Genomic DNA, 17,875 nt, shown 5'->3' on the forward strand with positions numbered 1-17,875 from the left:
GTCAGAGGACTTTGCTCAGGAAGTCCCTGGTCCGCTCGTGCCGCGGCTTGTCGAGGACCTCGGAGGGCGGGCCCTGCTCGACGATGCGGCCGTCGTCGATGAAGACGACCCGGTCGGCGATCTCGCGGGCGAAGCCGATCTCGTGGGTGACGATGACGAGGGTGGTGCCGCTGGTCGCCAAGTCCTTGATGACGGAGAGGACTTCACCGACGAGCTCGGGGTCGAGGGCGGAGGTCGGCTCGTCGAAGAGGATGACGCCGGGCCGCAGGGCGAGGGCCCGGGCGATGGCCACGCGCTGCTGCTGGCCGCCCGACAACTGCCGTGGATAGGCAGCGGCCTTGTCGGCGAGGCCGACCCGGCCCAGCAGTTCGCGGGCGAGCTCCAGGGCCTCGGGCTTGGCGAGCTTCCCGGTGGCGACCGGGGCGGCGGCCACGTTGTCGAGGACGGTCAGGTGCGGGAAGAGGTTGAAGTTCTGGAAGACGAACCCGATCCGGCTGCGCTGCGCCAGGATGGCCCGCTCGCTCAGCTCCTTGAGGCGGTCGCCCTGCCGGCGTACGCCGATCAGCTCGCCGTTGAGGCTGACGTGGCCGATCTCGGGCTTCTCCAGGTGGTTGACGACCCGCAGCAGGGTGGACTTGCCGGAGCCGGAGGGGCCGAGGATCACGGTGACCTCGCCGGGGCGGACGGTCAGGTCCACGCCGTTGAGGACGCGGTGGGCGCCGTACCACTTGTGTACGTCGCGCACTTCGACGGTGGCGGCCGCGGTGTCGAGCGCGGTGCTGGTCATACGGCGGCCTCCCGGCGGATGCGGGCGCGCAGGTCGGCGAGGCCGGCCCGCAGCTTCTGGAGCGGGGTCGGCGGCAGGGAGCGCGTGGCACCCCGGGCGTAGTACCGCTCGACGTAGAACTGGACGACGGAGACGACGCTGGTGAGGATCAGGTACCAGACGGTGACGACAAGCAGCAGCGGTACGACGTCGCCGGGGTAGGTGGCGCCCATCGACTGGGCGACGCCGAACAGGTCGAGGAGCGAGACGTAGAAGACCAGCGAGCTGCTCTTGATCAGGCCGATCAGCTGGTTGACGTAGTTCGGGGTGATCGAGCGCAGCGCCTGCGGGAACACGATCTTGCGGAACTGGTAGCCCTTGGGCAGGCCGAGGGCCGCGGCCGCCTCGTGCTGGCCCTGGTCGACGGAGAGGATGCCGCCGCGGACCACCTCGGCCGCGTAGGCCGCCTCGTTGAGGCTGAGGCCGATGACGGCGATGACCATGTCGGTGGCGAGCTTCGACTCGTCGAAGGAGAAGAAGGCCGGCCCGAAGGGCACGCCGACGCTCAACGTCTTGTACAGGGCCGAGAAGTTGTAGAGGAAGAGCAGGACGACGATGAGCGGGATGGAGCGCAGCGCCCAGACGTAGGTCCAGCTGACCGCGCGCAGCACCGGGCTGCGGGAGAGCCGGGCCAGGGCGAGCAGGATGCCGCCGAGGAGGCCCAACACGGCGCTGTAGGCGGTGACTTCGAGGGTGATGAGCAGACCGTCGAGGATGGTCGGCCGCAGGAACCAGTAGCCGAAGCGGTCCCACTGGTAGAAGGGGTTGGTCGCCAGGCCGTGCACGAACTGGGCCGCCAGGACCAGGACGACGGCGGTGGCGATCCACCGCCCGGGCCGCCTGAGCGGAAGAACTCGCTGTGCGGTGAGGGGCTTTGACGGTACGTCGGTGGGTGGCGGCGGCTCGGTCAGGGACACGGCGGTGCCTGGGGGTTCGGTCATGGAGGGCTCCGGCAGGGTCGGTTCACCCCCGGACACGGCGAAGCAGGCGTACTACGAGTGCAGGACGCGACGCACGGGCACCGGGAGCTGGGCGGACAACGGCACACCGCGGGCGCGGTGTTCGTCAGGAACGCGGCGGCTGGGAGGAGCGGGGCTGGAAGGAGACGTCAGCCCCGACAGCGGGCACGGCCCGGTGCGGTACACAGTGCGCTGCTGACCCGGAGCAGATCGACGCTCCGGTCGGCGACGAGCACCTGCGCGTACGGCTGTACGCAGCCCGGGGCGCGGCGCGTAGCCGTCCTGGAGGCTGCGTACATGTCCGTCACCGTGCTCTTCCGGCCCTGGGGCCACTCGCGCTTACCGAAACGTCATCCGGTCCGGTCGTCACCTGGGGCACCCCACCGCGTGCGAGGGTTGCCGGTCAGCAAGCCAGGGCTTGTCGCTGACACTCATGACCGTTCTGGGTCGCAGTGAAGCCAATCGCCCGAACGTATGTCAATGGCTGTCCACTTGATGGACAGGCTCAGGGCCGGTCGACCTGGGGTCCGGCGCCTTTGCCGTCCCCTGCGTGAGCGGCCCAGTCCAGGATCTGGACAGCGGCACCGGCGGCCTCCAGGCCCTGGCAGCGGGCGTGGTGGCGGCGCTCGATGCCGTCGAGGTCGAGGTGCCCGCCGAAGGCCGGGTGGGCGGTGAGCCGGCGGGCGTAGGCCCACAGGGCGGGGTGGTCGGCGATGCGCTGCACCGCGGCGGCGTCGAGATGGTTGCGGTGCACGGTGTCGAGCTGGACCAGCGCGACCCACAACTCCACGTCGGCGGCGGTGATTTCGTCGCGGATCATGTAGGTGCGGCCGTCCAGCCAGCGGTCGAGGGCGCCGAGGGTTTCCAGCAGCGTGCCCAGTGCTATGTCACATACCACTGGCTCCCCGCCGGCCGACCCGGCCCGCTGCGCCGCCTCCTCGACCCCCTCCCCGCACATCCGCTCCACGGCCTCGATCTCCGACTCCGCCCCGCACGGGTACAGCGAGAGGCGGTCGCCCCCGAACCGTCGGGCCAGGTCGCGCATGATGTCCGGTGCGTGCGTGCTGACGATCCGGCCGGACCAGCCGTCGCTGAGCACCGGCCCGACGGCCGGCCCGGCGTACCGGTGAGCGCTGGCCTCGTACAGCGGGCGCAGGACGGAGTGGCCGCCCTCCGGACAGTCGGGGACGGCGGGCAGGAAGGTGGCCGGACAGACGGTGTCCAGGCCGAGCAGGGCGTGGGTGACGGCGATGCGCAGGCCGTCGGGACACGCGGTGGACAGATGGAGCCGGTAGCGGCCCGGCACGGCGTAGTGGCCGCTGCGCGCGTCCCGGCCGATGCGGCCGCGGAAGGCGGGCGCGGGCCGGTCGGACGCGTGGGCGGCCAGTGGTGTGACGGTCATGACTCTCCCCGGGAGCGGGCGCGGACGTACGCGCGGCGGTAGCGACGTCGGACGAGGGAGCAGGGCTCACCCTTGCGGGCCGGACGGGACGACACCCTCGTGAGGCGTCCGTCGGCACGGGATGGGCGCGGCTCAGCCCTGGAGGTCGATCGCGCTGCAGACGCGCTGCAGATCGATGTGACGGCGGGAGGTCAGAAGAGGCGAACGGCTCACTGGGACGGTGACCGGCTCAAGGCGCCTCATGTTTCCCTACCTATTCACTAGGATTCCTCTCTGGGAGTGTCGATCGAGGTCGGGGCGGCGTCAAGAGGGCCGTCCCGCATCGCGGACAGTCGCATGGACACAGGGCGGGTGCCGTACGCCGGCAGAAGGCGCACCCTCGTAGGAACGCCCTTGCACGACAAGCGACTTCACGAACGGAGCTCGTATGACCCCCGTCCCCGAACGCTTCGCCGGCAAGACCGTCCTCGTCACCGGGGCCGGTACCGGTTACGGAGCCGAGATCGCCGTGCGGGCGGCGCAGGAGGGTGCCGATGTCGCCGTCCACTACCGCAGTTCACGGAAGGGCGCGGAGGCGACGGCCGAACGGATCACGGCGCTGGGCCGCGAGTCCGTGCTCGTCCAGGGCGACATCTCCGTCCACCAGGACGTCATCCGCATGGCCGAGGAGGTGTTCGGCCACTTCGGGGCGCTCGACGTGCTGGTCAACAACGTGGGCGATGTCGCGGGCGACCAGATGTCCTGGCGGGACCTCACCGAGGAGTCGATCGACCATGTGCTCGCCGTGGACGTCAAGGGAACCATGCTGTGCGTCCACGAGTTCGGGTCCCGGATGCTGGACCAGGGGCACGGCGCGATCGTCAACATCGGCTCGACGGTGATCGTGCGCGGCAGCGCGCGAGCGCCCCAGTACGCCGCCGCGAAGTACGGCATCCTCGGCATCACCAAGTCCTATGCGCAGGCGTTCGCGCCCGTGGTGCGGGTCAACACGTTCGCGCCCGGGTTCATCGAGACGGAGACCCTGCTGAACCGGGCCGACTGGAAGTCCGGGCGCCGGGAGGACATGATCTCCAAGACCCCGATGGGCCGGATCCCGGGACCGTCCGAGGTCGCCGGCACGGCCCTCTTCCTCGCCACGGACGACGCCGCCCACATGACGGGGGTGTACCTCAACGCCGACGGCGGCTTCAACATGATCGGGGCGTAGCCGCTGTCAAAGCGGGCCGGCGGCCCGTCCGCGCGGCCGGTCACCGGATCGGAATCGCCAGGTACTGGTACTCCAGGAACTCGTCGATCCCCAGCCGGCCGCCCTCCCTCCCCAGCCCCGACTGCTTGACGCCGCCGAAGGGAGCGGCGGGGTTGGAGACCAGGCCCGTGTTGAGGCCGACCATGCCCACCTCCATGCGTTCGCTGACCCGCAGGGCCCGGTCCAGGTTCTGGGTGAACAGGTAGCCGACCAGGCCCCAGTGGGTGTCGTTGGCCCGGGCCAGGACCTCGTCCTCCTCCTCGAAGGTGAGGATCGCGGCCACGGGGCCGAAGATCTCGGTGCCCGTCAACCGGCTGTCCGGGGACACGTCCGTCAGGACCGTCGGCGGATAGAAGCAGCCGGGGCCCTCGGGCGTGCGGCCGCCGACCAGCACCCGGGCGCCCCGGGCGACCGCGTCCTCGACCAGTTGCTCCACCTTCGCGCGGCCCGCAGCGTCGATCAGCGGGCCGACGTCGACGCCGTCCCGCGTTCCCGGGCCCACGACCAGCGCGCCCATGCGCTCGGCCAGCCGCCCCGCGAACTCCTCCGCGACCGAGCGGTGGACGAAGAAGCGGTTGGCGGCCGTGCACGCCTCCCCCATGTTGCGCATCTTGGCGGTCATCGCGCCGTCCACGGCCACGTCCAGGTCGGCGTCGTCGAAGACGATGAAGGGGGCGTTGCCGCCGAGCTCCATGGAGGTCCGTACGACCGTCTCGGCGCACTGGGCGAGCAGGAGCCGGCCGACGGCCGTGGAGCCGGTGAAGGAGAGCTTGCGGATACGGCCGCCGCGCAGGAGCGGTTCGCAGACCTCGCCGGCGCGGGAGGTGGTGACGACGTTCAGGACGCCGTCGGGCAGGCCCGCCTCCTTGAGGATCGCGGCCAGGGCGAGCACGGACAGCGGGGTCTGCGGGGCCGGTTTGAGGACCATCGTGCAGCCCGCCGCGATCGCCGGGCCGATCTTCCGCGTCCCCATCGCGAGGGGGAAGTTCCAGGGGGTGACGAGGAGGCAGGGGCCCACCGGGCGGCGGGAGAGGAGCATGCGGTTGCGGCCGTCGGGGAGGGTGCCGTAGTCGCCGCCGACCCGGACCGCCTCCTCCGAGAACCAGCGGAAGAACTCGGCGGCGTACGCCACTTCGCCCCGCGCCTCGGCGAGCGGCTTGCCCATCTCGGACGTCATCAGGAGGGCGAGTTCCTCGGTGCGGGCGAGGAGGATCTCGTAGGCGCGGCGCAGGATCTCGCTGCGCGCGCGGGGTGCCGTACGGGCCCACTCCGGCTGTGCCGCGACGGCCGCGTCCTCCGCGAGCCGGGCGTCCTTGGGGCCCGCGTCGGCGACATGGCAGAGGATCTCGCCGGTCGCCGGGTCGTCGACGGGCATGGTGGTGCCGTCCGCGGCGTCCTGCCACATGCCGCCGATGAACAGTTGCTTGGGTACGTCGCTCAGGGATGTCATGCCCGTTCTCCTTCCCCGGAAGTGCCGTTCTCCACCGCGGCGGCCCAGGCCGCGAGGCCGGCGTCCACGCCCGCCTCGTCGATCACCAGCGCCGGGATCATCCGCACGACCTGGTTCCAGGCCCCGCACAGCAGCAGGAGCAGTCCCTCGTCGACGGCGGCGCGCTGCACACGGGCGGCGGTCGCGGGGTCCGGGTCGCCGTCCTCGGTGACGAACTCGCTGGCCAGCATCAGCCCGAGGCCGCGGACGTCCCCGATGGCCGGTGTCCGCTCCGCCACCGCCCGCAGGCCTGCCCGCAGCCGGGCGCCCATCGCGTCGGCGTTCTCGACGAGCTTCTCGTCGCGTACGACGTCCAGGGTGGCGCAGGCCGCCGCGCAGGCCACGGCGTTGGCGCCGTACGTACCGCCCTGCGAACCCGGCCACGCCCTGCTCATCAGCTCCTCGGGGGCGGCGATGCCGGACAGCGGGAAGCCGCTGGCCAGGCCCTTGGCGGTGACGAGGATGTCCGGGGTGACGCCGAAGTGGTCGTGACCCCAGAAGCGGCCGGTGCGGCCGACGCCGGTCTGCACCTCGTCGAGGACGAGCAGGAAGCCGTGCCGGTCGGCCCGTTCGCGCAGGCCCTCCAGGAAGGCGCGGGTGGCGGGGACGTAGCCGCCCTCGCCGAGGACGGGTTCGACGACGATCGCGGCGGTATCGGCGGGCGAGGAGACGGTCTGGAGGGTGTAGTCGAGTTCCTGGAGGGCGAAGCGGGTGGCGGTGTCCTCGTCCCAGCCGTAGCGGAAGGCCGTCGGGAAGGGGGTGACGACGACTCCGCCCATCAGCGGCGAGAAGCCTGAGCGGAAGCGGACGCCGGAGGTCGTCATGGAGGCGGCGGCGACGGTACGGCCGTGGAAACCGCCGTGGCAGACAAGGACGTTGGGGCGGCCGGTGGCCTGACGCGCCAGCCGCAGGGCGGCCTCGACGGCCTCGCTGCCGGAGTTGGTGAAGAAGAGGCTGTCCAGGCCGGGCGGGAGGACCTCGCCGAGCTTGTCGACGAGCCGCTGGAGCGGCTGGTGCATGACCGTCGTGTACTGGCCGTGGATCAGTGTGCCGGCCTGCTCCCGGGCGGCCTCCACCACCCTCGGATGGCAGTGCCCGGTGCTGGTGACGCCGATTCCGGCGGTGAAGTCCAGATAGCGGCGGCCGTCCTCGCCGTAGAGGTGGACGCCCTCGCCCCGGACCGCCACGACGGGGGTGGCCTGGCGGAGGTGCGGCGACAGTGCGGTCATGGTCGTCTCCCGGCACGTGGGGGCCTGTTCCTCGTACGAGCGTCCGGGGGCGGCGCGGGCGGCGGCAACGGCCGAACTGTCCGGCCGGGACACGGTGTTCGGACGTTGTGTCAACCGGGTCGGCGGGGGCAGGGGTCCGCCATGAGCGACACCGCGGGCGCACCCCTGACCGTCGCCGACGTGCTGGCCCTGCCGGTCCTGGCCGCCGGCCGGCCACAGGTCCTCACCGGGCTGACCCGCCTCGACCGCCCGGTCCGCTGGGTCCACATCACCGAACTCACCGACCCCGCCTCCTTCCTCAAGGGCGGCGAACTCGTCCTGACCACCGGCATGCCCCTGCCCGAGGACCCGGCGGGCGTGCGCCGTTACGTCGACGAGCTGGCCGAGGTCGATGCGGCGGCCCTGGTCATCGAGCTGGTACGGCGCTACCACCGCCCGCCCGACGCCCTCGTGCACGCCTGCCGTGCCCGCGACCTGCCGCTGATCACCCTGGCCCGGGACGTCAACTTCCTGGAGGTCACCCAGGTCGTCCACGCGCTGCTGCTCGGCAACCAGGCGGACGCGATGCGCCGCACCCAGCGCATCCACGAGGCCTTCACCGCGCTGACGCTGCGCGGCGCCGGGCCACAGGAAGTGGTCCGCGCGGCAGCGGGGATGAGCGGCCGTACCGTCGTACTGGAGAACCTGGTGCATCAGGCGCTGATCTGCGAGGCCTCCGGCGCCACGGTCGAGGAGGCGCTCACCGGCTGGGAAGCGCGCTCCCGGGCCGTCCCCGCCTCCGGTGAGGTGGGCGGGCCGGAGGGGTGGCTGGTCGCGCCGGTGGAGTACCAGGGCGAGCGGTGGGGCAGGGTGGCCATGCTGCCGACGAGCGCCGGCTTCACCTCCGAGGACGTCACCGTCCTGGAGCGCACGGCGATGGCCCTGACGATCGCCCGTCTCATCCACACCACGCCCTGGGAACGCGCCGCACACCGCGGCGCCCTGCACGACCTGGCCGAACAACGCCACCACTCCCCCGCGGACGCCCGGGCCCGCTGTGCCGCACTGGGCCTGCCGACGGAGGGGGTCGGATTCCTCGCCGTACTACTGGACGTCGAGGCCCAGGCGGCGGAGACCACCGTCGCGGAGGAACTCCGCACGGCCGGGATCGCGGCGCTCGTCGGCACCCTCACGCCCACCCGGCTCGGTGTGCTCCTCGCGCTGCGCCCGTCCCAGTCCTGGCGTCCGGCCGTCGAACGGCTGAGCCGCAGCGCGCTCGCCCTCGACCCCGAAGCGGTCGTCAGCGTCGGCTCGGAGGTCGACGACCTGTCCGCGACCGCCCGCTCCTTCCGCGAGGCGGCCCGGGTGGCCGAGGCTGCCCTGCCGTCGCCCGACGGCCGTGCCTTTCACGAGCTGTCGGACATCGGTCTGCGCCAACTCCTGTACTCCCTGCGGGAGGACACCCGCGTCCAGGAGTACGCGGAACGGCAACTTGGCCGACTGCTGGACCACGACACCCGGCACGGCACGGACCTGCTGACGACCCTGCGCCACTACCTCGACTCGGCCGGCAACAAGACCACCACCGCCCGCCGCGGCAACCTCTCCCGGGAGACCGTCTACCAGCGCCTGCGCACCGTCGAACGGCTCCTGGACCGCGACCTCGAATCGGGCGAGCAGCGGACCGAACTGCACGTGGCGCTGGCGGTGTTGGACGTCCTGCGCCCGCGCTGAGGTCAAGGCCGGCTCAGGTCGTCAGCGCGGCACGCCGTCCGCCCGGTCGGTGCCCGGCTGCCGGGTGGTCCACGAGGTGAGGATGCGCAGGGCGTCGTACGAAGGGCTGCCGGGTTCGGCGGTCAGGACCATCAGCCGCTGCCCGGAGCCGTCGGGGCTGCTCCAGGTGTCGCAGTCGAGGGTGAGGTCGCCCACCAGGTGGTGGCGGTAGTGCTTGGTGCCGTAACTGGCGCTGTTGACGCGGTGTTCGGCCCACCAGGTGCGGAAGTCCGGGTCCTGGAGGGAGAGTTCGCCGACGAGCCGGGCGAGGTCGGGATCGTCCGGGTCGCCCGCGGCCTCCATGCGCAGCGCGGCGACGGCGTCCCGGGCGTCCTGGGCCCAGTCCCGGTGCAGTTGCCGGACCGTCGGGTCGGTGAACAGCAGCCGCAGGTAGTTGCGCCGGTCCGCCGGGAGGGCGGCGAAGTCGGTGTAGAGGGCCCTGGCGGTGGGGTTCCAGGCGAGGATGTCGAGGCGTTTGCCGAGGACGAGTGCGGGGGTCTCGGTGAGCTGGTCGAGCAGGCGGCGCATGGCCGGGCGCAGGCGCTCGGCGGGCCGGCGGCGGCGCGGCCGGGCGTCGGACCGGCCGGCGAGTTCGTAGAGGTACCTCTGCTGGTCGTCGTCGAGGCGCAGGGCCCGGGCCAGAGTGGTCAGCACGGGTGCGGAGGCGCGGACACGGCCCTGTTCCAGCCGGGTGTAGTAGTCCACGCTGATGGCGGCGATGCGGGCGACCTCCTCGCGGCGCAGTCCGGCGACCTTGCGGGCGGAGTCCGTGTCGGGAAGGCCGCACTCCCGCGGCGTCAGCTGGGCCCGGCGGGCCTTGAGGAAGGCCCCCAGCGCACGCGGGTCGGAGTCTGGAGTCATGCCCTCCAGTCTCCCGCCACCGCGACGACCACGGCGTACGGCTGAGGGGGCAGATCCTTTCCCAGGCAGATCCTTGCCCAGGCAGAAACCTGGCTCTCCCGCCCTTGCCGAGGGTGTCGGAACGTTGCTGTGTGCCCGGCGTGGCGCGGGCTTCGAGTCCGCCGCCGGTGCGCTCACCTCACGTCGTTTCCGTCCAAGGGAGTTGTTCTCATGACCAGGACCACCGTCACCTTCGACAGCGCCGGCATCCCGCTCGCCGGGCACCTCTACACCCCCGACACTCCGGCCGCCGGTCCGCTTCCGGCACTGGTGGTCGGGCATCCCGGTACCGGGGTGAAGGAGCAGACGTCCGGCACGTATGCGCGTCTGATGGCCGAGCGGGGGTTCGTGACCCTGGCCTTCGACGCCGCCCACCAGGGTGAGTCCGGTGGTCTGCCGCGCGGTCTGGAGGACCCCGCCCAGCGGGTCGAGGACTTCAAGGCCGCCGTCTCCTTCCTCACCACCCGGCCCGAGGCGGACGCCGACCGGATCGGCCTGCTGGGCATCTGCGCCTCCGGCGGCTATTCGCTTGCCGCGACCGGCGGCGATCCCCGGGTCCGGGCCGTGGCGACGGTGTGCACCGCCGAACCCGCCCGGCAGTTCCGGTACGGCGCCGACGGCACCCAGGACCCTGCCGTGTTCCGCTCCCTGCTGGACGCCTCCGCCCGGGCCCGCACGGCCGCCGCGAACGGCGAGGACCCCGGGGTGATGACCATGTTCCCGGCGACCGCCGCGGAGGCCGGCGCGCTCGGCGGCGAGCACGGCGTCGAGGGCTGGGAGTACTACTGCGGTCCCCGTGGCCACCACGAGCGCTCGGCGAAGTTCCTCACCTGGGAGAGCGTCGACAAGATGGCCTCCAGCGACGTCTTCCACGCCGTTCCGCTGATCGGCCCGCGCCCGATCCTGCAGATCCTCGGCGAGCGCGCCGTCACCGCGTGGATGGGCCTGGAGGCCCACCGGCACGCCACCGGCCCGGCGGAGATCCACTGGATCAAGGGTGCGAGCCACGTCGACCTCTACGACAAGCGCGAGTACATCGACCCCGCCGTGGACCGGCTCGCCGACTTCTTCACCAGCAACCTCGACAAGTGACGGGGCCGGGGGAGCCGGGATCCCGGCCCCGTATCCTGCGGCCGTGACCGAGACCGAGCCGATGCAGCTCCCCGGGATGCCGCTGCACGATCCCTTCGTCGTGGCCGACGAGGAGACCCGCACCTACCACCTCTACACGTCCAACGAGCCGTCCGTGTCGGGCGTGGAGGGCGTCGGCACGATGGTCTACCGCAGCCGGGACCTGCGCGAGTGGACGCGCCCGGTCGTGGTGTTCCTGGCCGCCGACCAGCCGGGAATCTGGGCGGGCGACGGGGGTTGGGCGCCGGAGGTGCACAAGTGGCGTGGCAGGTACTACCTGTTCACCACCCTGCACGCCGAGGACAGGCCGCTCCCGGTGCCGCCGGCCGGCCGCTGGGGCACGCCGTTCCAGGTGCCGAACCACATGCGCGGCACGATCACCGCGGTGTCCGACTCCCTGCTCGGCCCCTTCACCGCCGTGGACCCGGCCCGGCCCACCCCGCCCGAGCACCTCATGACCCTCGACGGCACGCTGTACGTCGACCGCGCCGGACAACCGTGGATGGTGTACGCGCACGAGTGGCTGCAGACCGTCGACGGAACGATGGAGGCGATCCGGCTCACCCCCGACCTGACCGGCACGACCGGCGCCCCGGTCCTCCTCTTCAAGGCCTCCGACGCGCCCTGGCTCACCGAGCAGATCCCGGCCGGCGTACCGCACCAGCTCGCCCCGTACATCACCGACGGCCCCCAGTTGTACGACACCCCCGACGGGTCGCTCCTCATGCTGTGGTCGACGTACGAGAAGAACGTGGCCGACAGGGACGGATCGATCAGCGGCGGCTATGTGCAGACCTACGCGGTCGCCAAGTCCGGTGACATCAGGGGGCCTTGGGAACAGCGGCGGCCCCTGGTCCGGGACGACAGCGGTCACGGCATGATGTTCCGCACCTTCGACGGCGACCTGATGCTGATCCTCCACCGCCCGTTCGAGAACGCCCGCGGCAAGCTGTACGAGATGCGGCTCGACGGCCACGAGCTGCGGGTGCTCCGCCGCCGCGACGACCTCGACGGCGGCGGGTGACGAGTCGGGCTATCTCTGTGCGCCCGCGCCGGTCGTGAGCGCTCGTCGTATCGTTGACTCCCGACCCGAGGGGGACGCATGGCAACCGTTGTCGACACGGACTCCCCCGACGACGGGACGAAGGCGTTCATCGCGGCGCGGCCCCAGCTCTTCGGCATCGCGTACCGCGTGCTCGGCAGCACGGCGGAGGCCGAGGACGTCGTACAGGAGGCGTGGCTGCGGTGGCAGCACGCCGACCGCGACGCCGTGCGCGAACCGTCCGCCTTCCTCGCCACGGTCACCGCCCGGCTGGCGATCAACGTCGCCCAGTCCGCCCGGGTGCGGCGCGAGTCGTACATCGGTCCCTGGATCCCGGAGCCGGTCGACACGCGGGCGGATCCGCAGCTGGGCGCGGAGCGGGCCGAGGCACTCGACCTGGCGCTGCTCTTCCTGCTGGAGAAGCTGAATCCGGTGGAGCGGGCCGCGTACGTGCTGCGGGAGGCCTTCGACTACCCGTACCAGCAGATCGCCGAGATGCTGGAGACCAGCGAGGCCAACACGCGCCAGCTGGTGAGCCGCGCCCGCAAGCGCCTCTCGTCGGACCGCCGGCAGCCCGTCGGCCCCGATGCGCACCGGCGGCTGATGGAGGTGTTCCTGGCCGCGGCGCAGGGTGGCGATCTGGCCGTACTGGAGGACGTCCTCACCGAGGACGTGGTCAGCTACACCGACGGCGGAGGAATCCGCGGCGCGTCGAGGATCCCGGTCGTCGGACGGCTGCACGTCTCCAAGTACCTCGCCGCGTTCGCCCCGCGGTTCTGGCCCGGCAAGTCCGTCCGGTGGGTGGAGGCGAACGGCGGACCGGCCGCCCTCGTACTGGACGGCGCCCAGGCCGTGGCGCTGCTCACCGCCGAGACCTCGGAGCACGGCATCGAACGGCTCCTGTGGATCATGAATCCGCAGAAACTGGCACCTTACGTCGCCTCGCTGGACGCCTCGTCCGACGACTGAGCCCCGGCACCAGCACGCGACGGATCGGCGCCGGAATCTCGTCGAAGGAATCCGTGTCACAAGCGCGACCCCTGTCCGGTCTCTTCTACGGAAGGCGCAAGAAGATCCTGAAAGGAATTCCGTCATGAAGGTCGTAGTGATCGGTGGTACCGGGCTCATCGGCTCGAAGGTGGTGGCAGGGCTCCGCGAACACGGGCACGAGGCGGTCGCGGCCTCGCCCAACACCGGCGTCAACACGCTGACGGGCGAGGGACTGGCCGAGGTCCTGCAGGGCGCGCAGGTCGTGGTCGACGTGTCCAACTCGCCCTCGTTCGCGGACGACGACGTCATGGAGTTCTTCCGCACCTCCACCACCAACCTGCTCAAGGCCGAGGCCGAGGCCGGTGTGGCGCACCACGTGGCGCTGTCCGTGGTCGGCACCGACCGGCTCCAGGGCAGCGGGTACTTCCGGGCCAAGCAGGTCCAGGAGGACCTGATCACCGGGTCCGGCCTGCCCTACACCATCGTCCACGCCACCCAGTTCTTCGAGTTCGCGAAGGGGCTCGCGGACGGGGTCACCCAGGGCGACACCGTGCACCTGCCCGACGCGAAGATCCAGCCCATCGTCTCCGACGACGTGGCCGCGGCGGTCGCCCGCGCGGCGGTCGGCGCACCGGTCGACGGGACGGTCGAGGTCGCCGGCCCCGAGGCGTTCCAGCTGGAGGAGTTCATCCGCATGGGGCTCTCCGCGACGGACGACCCCCGCAAGATCGTCACGGACCCGGAGGCCACGTACTGGGGCGCCCCGCTGGAGGAGAACACGCTCCTTCCGGGCCCGGACGCGCACATCGCGGAAACCAGGTTCGCGGACTGGCTGGCACAGCAGAGGTAATTCCCTCCTCGCCGGGTGGCCCGCTCCTTTCGGATGTCTCCGGAAAGGAGCGGGCCACCGGTTGTACGGGCGCGGAGAAATTCTTCAGCCCGTCGACGCGAGGACCACCACGACGCACGCGACCATCGCCAGGGTGACGAGGACCATCGCGGTGAGGGTTCCGCGCATCCACTGCCGGATCCGGGCGTGGTGTCGCTGTTCCACCGTGTTGATGCTGTCGGCGATGTGGTCGGTGACCATGCGGGCGACGTATTGCTGCTCGTCGAGGTACCACTGCTCTATTTCGAGCTTCTGCTCCGGGCTGAGCTCCCGTGCCCGTGCGGTGAAATCCGCCACGCGCCGACGTGCCGCCTCCAGATGAGCGTTCCGGTACAGGAAACCCTCGATGTCGATCAGGCCGCGGGCGGCCTCGTCACGTGCGTCCATGGCGTACTCCCGATGCTCCCGATGCGAACGAGAACCCCACCTACGCCTTTAAGACTGCCCAGGGGCGTGGAATGTGACATACGGGGACGGCGGATCCATGGGAAAAGGCCCCCGCGGACTCTCGCCCGCGAAGGCCCTTCGCACCGTCGGGACGACAGGATTTGAACCTGCGACCCCTTGACCCCCAGTCAAGTGCGCTACCAAGCTGCGCCACGTCCCGGTGCGTCCCGCGCGGTGGACCGCGCGATCGTGCAGGTCAACCTTACCGTACGGGTACGGGTGTTCCCGCGGGGTCGGGGGGACGCGGCCCCCCGACCGTCAGCCGCGCGTGCCGGACGTGATCACTTCCGGCTCGCTCCCGGCCACCGGCGCCGTACCGGCGAGCCGTCCCGTCCGCGCCACCGGCACCAGCAGCGCCGCGAGCGCGGCGGCCAGGCAGAGCACCGCCAGGAGCGTGAAGCCGTGGGTGTAGCCGGAGGCATACGGCAGGCCCGAGGGCTGGAGCCGGCCGGTGACCAGGACGCTGGTCACGGCGGCGCCTATGGAGCCGCCGATGGTGCGGATGTTGGCGTTCATGCCGGTCGCGGCGCCGGTCTGGGAGGCCGGGACGCTGCCGACGATGAGGTTGGCCATGGAGGCGAAGGCGAGTCCGATGCCGAGGCCGAACACCCCGGAGACCAGGGCGACCTGCCACTGCGCGGAGTGCCAGGCGGCGAGCAGCCCCAGCGCGACGGCGCCGAGCGCGGCCCCCGTGGTCAGCAGGGACTTGGCGCCCACGACGGGCTCCAGCCGGCCGCTGAGGATGCCGGAGAAGAACATCGCCACCAGCATGGGCAGCATCAGCAGCCCGGAGGCGGTGACGCTCGCGCCGAAGCCGTATCCCGCGGAGCCGGGCGTCTGCACGAAGCCGGGCAGGAAGGACCAGAGCGCGTACATGCCCGCGCCGAAGAGCAGGGCCACGGTGTTGGTGGTCCACACGGCGGGCAGCCGCATGACGCGCAGGTCGATCAGCGGGGTCCGGGACCGGGCCTCCGTCAGCATCCACAGGACGAACAGGGCGGCCGCGGCGGCGAACAGGCCGATCACCTTGGCCGAGCCCCAGCCCCACGCGCTCGCCTGGCTCAGCGGCAGCAGCAGCGCCACCAGCCAGGCCGACAGCAGGACGGCACCGAGCCAACTGACGTTGCCCTCGGCCCTGTTGGGCGACTCGGGCACATAGCGCAGGGCGATGAAGACGGTGGCCGCGACGACGGCGACCGGGATCCAGAACAGCCAGCGGTAGTCGAGGGCCGACACGATCGGGCCGGCCGCGACGATGCCGACGCCGCCGCCCGCGGCGATCACGGCGGACAGGTTGCTGATGCTGCCGGGGACCCGGGACGGGTCGAACTCGTCCCGGATGATGCCGAAGGAGAGCGGGAAGAGCGCGCCGCCGACGCCCTGCACGACCCGGGCGACGATCAGTACGCCGATGTTCGGGGCGAGCGCGGCGAGCAGACAGCCGGCCAGCACGACGAGCAGGACGGCGACGAGGGTGCGCTTCTTGCCGACCAGGTCGCCGACGCGGCCGAGGATCGGGGTGAAGACGGAGGCGGACAGCAGATAGGCCGTCATCACCCAGGTCGCGGTGGACTGGGAGGTGTGCAGCGCGTGCTGGACCGTCGGCAGGGCCGGTGCGATCAGCGACTGCAGCATGGCGAACACACCAGCGCCGGTCGCGAGGACGGCGAAGGTGAGACGGGTGGACTTGCGGGGCATGGAAGGCCTCTCCGAACGAACGGGGTGCGGCCGAGGTTCTCGGGCCACGGTCGTACGGGCCCTGAGCGCGGGGGCGTGCACACCCACACTGCTAAAGTGGAGGTACGCCTCCACTGTAGCGGAGGCACACCTCCGGTTTCAACCGAGTCCTGTCCGGGAGGCAGCAGTGACGGCCCAGCAGTACCCCGTCCGGGAACTCGTCGCGTCCCGGCGCCCGCACCGCAAGGACGCCGCGCGCAACTACGACGCCCTGCTGGCGGCGGCGCGGGAGGCGTTCGCCGAGCACGGGGCGGAGGCGTCGCTGGAGGACATCGCGAAGCGTGCGGGGGTGGGCATCGGCACGCTGTACCGGAACTTCCCGTCGCGGCGCGAGCTGTTCGAGAGCGTGTACGCGGACGAGGTGAACGAGCTCGTGCGGGTGGCCGAGGAGGTCGCCGAGCGGGAGCCGTGGGAGGCGCTGACCTCGTGGCTCACGCGCTTCACCGACTACATGGTGACCAAGCGGGCCGTCCGGGAGGCGCTGGACGACGAGTCCGAGATCTTCGACGCGTGCCGGGAGTCCATGTATGCCGCGGGGGGTCCGTTGTTCGTGCGGGCCCAGGAGGCGGGGGTGGCCCGGCGGGACATGGACTTCGGGGATCTGCTGCGGATGGTCGCGGGGATCACGGCGACGGTGTTCGTCGACGAGGCCCAGCGGGACCGGGTGCTGGGTATCGCGCTGGACGGGGTGCGGGTGCGCGCGTAGCCGCACAGCGAAACAGCCCCGCGCTCCTGAAGGGGCACGGGGCTGTTCCACGACTTGGCTAACCGACCGGCTGCGGCAGCGTCACGCCCAGCTTCTCCGCCTGTTCCGTCAGGTCTCGCCAGACCTTCGGGGGTACGGGGATGCCCTGCGCCCCACGCTTGGACGCCACCGTCGCGCTGCGCTCGCCGGGGTAGTACACCCCGTCCGCGTCGTCCGCCACGGGCAGGCCCTTCAGGGTGGCCAGGGTGGTGTCCACGTCCGCGGTGAACTCGTCCGTGCCGCCGAAGGCCGCCGGGTCCACGGCGATCAGCAGGGCGTTCTGGCGGTGCTTGCGGCCCGCCGGGTCGTCCGAGTGGAACGACGCGAAGATCGGGGCGCCCACCAGGACGCTCGTCAGGAGCTCGAAGGCCAGGGACATGCCCGAGCCCTTCGCGCCGCCCAGCGGCAGGGGCATGACCGCCTTCTCCGGGTCGGTCGTCGGGGTGCCGTCCTCCGTGGCCGCCGCGCCCTCCGGCAACGGGGTCCCGCTCGCCTTCGCCTGGCGGATCTTACCGAGGGCGATCGTCGCGGTGGCCATGTCGAGGAGCAGCGGGGCGTGGTCGCGGGCCGGTACCGCGATCGCGAGGGGGCTGGTGGCGACCGCGGCGCCCTTGACGCCGGTGTAGCCCATGTTGGGCATGCCGGCCACGAAGCCGATGCCGACCAGGCCCTGCTCGGCGATCCGGGAGACGTAGTACCCGATGGCGCCGGTGTGCACGGTGCGCCGTACGCCCACGGAGGCGATGCCGGTCTCGCGGGCCCGCCGTACCGCCTCGTCGGCAGCAGCGGTCAGCGCCACCGGGCCCGGGGCGCGGTCGGCGTCGACGACCGCGGCGGCCGGGGTGGTCGACTCGACCTTGATGTCGGCGGCGGCGTTGGCGACACCCTTGGCGAGCAGCTCCAGGTAGGCGGGGACGCGGGCGATGCCGTGCGAGTCGACGCCCCGCAGCGCGGCCCAGACGAACACGTCGGCGGTGGTGGCGGCGTGCTCGGGGCTCAGGCCGCCCTTTTCGAGGAGTGCCGCGGAGAAGGTGCGCAGGTCGTCGGCGGGGACCAGGACCTTCTTGGGGGGTGTGGTGGACATGGGGTCT

The 17,875-nt window shown here is 71.8% G+C and carries 17 protein-coding genes, 1 tRNA gene and 1 riboswitch; of the genes, 7 read left to right on the forward strand and 11 right to left on the reverse strand.

The features are described 5' to 3' along the window. Nucleotide 1: 1 nt before the first annotated feature. The 4 genes from MQP27_RS44320 to MQP27_RS51830 form a co-directional block, all read right to left on the reverse strand. Nucleotides 2-787: an amino acid ABC transporter ATP-binding protein gene (locus MQP27_RS44320; protein WP_242776424.1), complete on the reverse strand. Its 786-nt coding sequence runs from the start codon at nt 785-787 to the stop codon at nt 2-4. After that, the gene (locus MQP27_RS44325) at nt 784-1,767 is read right to left on the reverse strand and encodes an amino acid ABC transporter permease (protein ID WP_242776426.1); all 984 of its coding nucleotides are present in this window, start codon (nt 1,765-1,767) and stop codon (nt 784-786) included. Before MQP27_RS44325 ends, MQP27_RS44320 begins: the two co-directional genes overlap by 4 nt. A gap of 348 nt (nt 1,768-2,115) precedes the next feature. Continuing rightward, nucleotides 2,116-2,224, reverse strand: a riboswitch (SAM riboswitch). Nucleotides 2,225-2,290: 66 nt separating this feature from the next. Continuing rightward, nucleotides 2,291-3,187, reverse strand: coding sequence for a glutathione S-transferase C-terminal domain-containing protein (locus tag MQP27_RS44330; RefSeq protein WP_242776428.1), 897 nt, complete (start codon nt 3,185-3,187; stop codon nt 2,291-2,293). Nucleotides 3,188-3,319: 132 nt separating this feature from the next. Beyond that, nucleotides 3,320-3,430 (reverse strand): putative leader peptide, encoded by a 111-nt coding sequence (locus MQP27_RS51830; RefSeq protein ID WP_372511446.1) that lies wholly within the window; start codon nt 3,428-3,430, stop codon nt 3,320-3,322. 184 nt (nt 3,431-3,614) lie between these two features. Here MQP27_RS51830 and MQP27_RS44335 point away from each other — a divergent pair, with 184 nt between their 5' ends. Further along, nucleotides 3,615-4,394: an SDR family NAD(P)-dependent oxidoreductase gene (locus MQP27_RS44335; protein WP_242776430.1), complete on the forward strand. Its 780-nt coding sequence runs from the start codon at nt 3,615-3,617 to the stop codon at nt 4,392-4,394. 40 nt (nt 4,395-4,434) lie between these two features. On the opposite strand, the gene MQP27_RS44340 is transcribed toward MQP27_RS44335, so the two are convergent. Continuing rightward, complete coding sequence (locus tag MQP27_RS44340; protein ID WP_242776505.1) at nt 4,435-5,874, reverse strand: NAD-dependent succinate-semialdehyde dehydrogenase; 1,440 nt, start codon at nt 5,872-5,874, stop codon at nt 4,435-4,437. Nucleotides 5,875-5,879: 5 nt separating this feature from the next. Then, nucleotides 5,880-7,151: an aspartate aminotransferase family protein gene (locus MQP27_RS44345; RefSeq protein WP_242776431.1), complete on the reverse strand. Its 1,272-nt coding sequence runs from the start codon at nt 7,149-7,151 to the stop codon at nt 5,880-5,882. 141 nt (nt 7,152-7,292) lie between these two features. Between MQP27_RS44345 and MQP27_RS44350 the strand changes: the two genes are divergently transcribed. Further along, nucleotides 7,293-8,864, forward strand: a complete 1,572-nt coding sequence (locus MQP27_RS44350; RefSeq protein ID WP_242776433.1) for a PucR family transcriptional regulator — start codon at nt 7,293-7,295, stop codon at nt 8,862-8,864. Between the two features lie 21 nt (nt 8,865-8,885). On the opposite strand, the gene MQP27_RS44355 is transcribed toward MQP27_RS44350, so the two are convergent. After that, a complete protein-coding gene (locus tag MQP27_RS44355) occupies nt 8,886-9,764 on the reverse strand; it encodes a helix-turn-helix domain-containing protein (RefSeq protein ID WP_242776435.1) in 879 nt (292 codons plus the stop codon). Nucleotides 9,765-9,974: 210 nt separating this feature from the next. On the opposite strand from MQP27_RS44355, the gene MQP27_RS44360 reads away from it, so the two are divergent. The 4 genes from MQP27_RS44360 (at nt 9,975) to MQP27_RS44375 (ending at nt 13,816) form a co-directional block, all read left to right on the forward strand. After that, the gene (locus MQP27_RS44360; protein ID WP_242776437.1) at nt 9,975-10,895 is read left to right on the forward strand and encodes an alpha/beta hydrolase; all 921 of its coding nucleotides are present in this window, start codon (nt 9,975-9,977) and stop codon (nt 10,893-10,895) included. Nucleotides 10,896-10,956: 61 nt separating this feature from the next. Further along, nucleotides 10,957-11,958 carry a glycoside hydrolase family 43 protein gene (locus MQP27_RS44365; RefSeq protein WP_242776506.1) on the forward strand — a complete coding sequence of 334 codons (1,002 nt, stop codon included), beginning with the start codon at nt 10,957-10,959 and terminating at the stop codon, nt 11,956-11,958. A 78-nt stretch (nt 11,959-12,036) separates the two neighbouring features. Then, complete coding sequence (locus tag MQP27_RS44370) at nt 12,037-12,945, forward strand: RNA polymerase sigma-70 factor (RefSeq protein ID WP_242776439.1); 909 nt, start codon at nt 12,037-12,039, stop codon at nt 12,943-12,945. Nucleotides 12,946-13,069: 124 nt separating this feature from the next. Further along, nucleotides 13,070-13,816: an SDR family oxidoreductase gene (locus tag MQP27_RS44375; RefSeq protein ID WP_242776441.1), complete on the forward strand. Its 747-nt coding sequence runs from the start codon at nt 13,070-13,072 to the stop codon at nt 13,814-13,816. 84 nt (nt 13,817-13,900) lie between these two features. Here the strand turns inward: MQP27_RS44375 and MQP27_RS44380 are convergent, their stop codons facing one another. The 3 genes from MQP27_RS44380 to MQP27_RS44390 form a co-directional block, all read right to left on the reverse strand. Next, nucleotides 13,901-14,242 carry a hypothetical protein gene (locus MQP27_RS44380; protein WP_242776443.1) on the reverse strand — a complete coding sequence of 114 codons (342 nt, stop codon included), beginning with the start codon at nt 14,240-14,242 and terminating at the stop codon, nt 13,901-13,903. Between the two features lie 146 nt (nt 14,243-14,388). After that, a tRNA-Pro gene (locus MQP27_RS44385) sits at nt 14,389-14,462 on the reverse strand. Nucleotides 14,463-14,560: 98 nt separating this feature from the next. Continuing rightward, nucleotides 14,561-16,000 carry an MFS transporter gene (locus tag MQP27_RS44390; RefSeq protein WP_242776445.1) on the reverse strand — a complete coding sequence of 480 codons (1,440 nt, stop codon included), beginning with the start codon at nt 15,998-16,000 and terminating at the stop codon, nt 14,561-14,563. 166 nt (nt 16,001-16,166) lie between these two features. On the opposite strand from MQP27_RS44390, the gene MQP27_RS44395 reads away from it, so the two are divergent. Beyond that, nucleotides 16,167-16,745, forward strand: a complete 579-nt coding sequence (locus MQP27_RS44395; protein WP_242776447.1) for a TetR/AcrR family transcriptional regulator — start codon at nt 16,167-16,169, stop codon at nt 16,743-16,745. A 58-nt stretch (nt 16,746-16,803) separates the two neighbouring features. Here MQP27_RS44395 and MQP27_RS44400 read toward each other — a convergent pair whose 3' ends face one another. Beyond that, the gene (locus MQP27_RS44400; protein ID WP_242776449.1) at nt 16,804-17,868 is read right to left on the reverse strand and encodes an Ldh family oxidoreductase; all 1,065 of its coding nucleotides are present in this window, start codon (nt 17,866-17,868) and stop codon (nt 16,804-16,806) included. Nucleotides 17,869-17,875: the final 7 nt, after the last annotated feature.

This window comes from Streptomyces cylindrosporus (genome assembly GCF_022698165.1).
Lineage (GTDB): Bacteria > Actinomycetota > Actinomycetes > Streptomycetales > Streptomycetaceae > Streptomyces > Streptomyces cylindrosporus.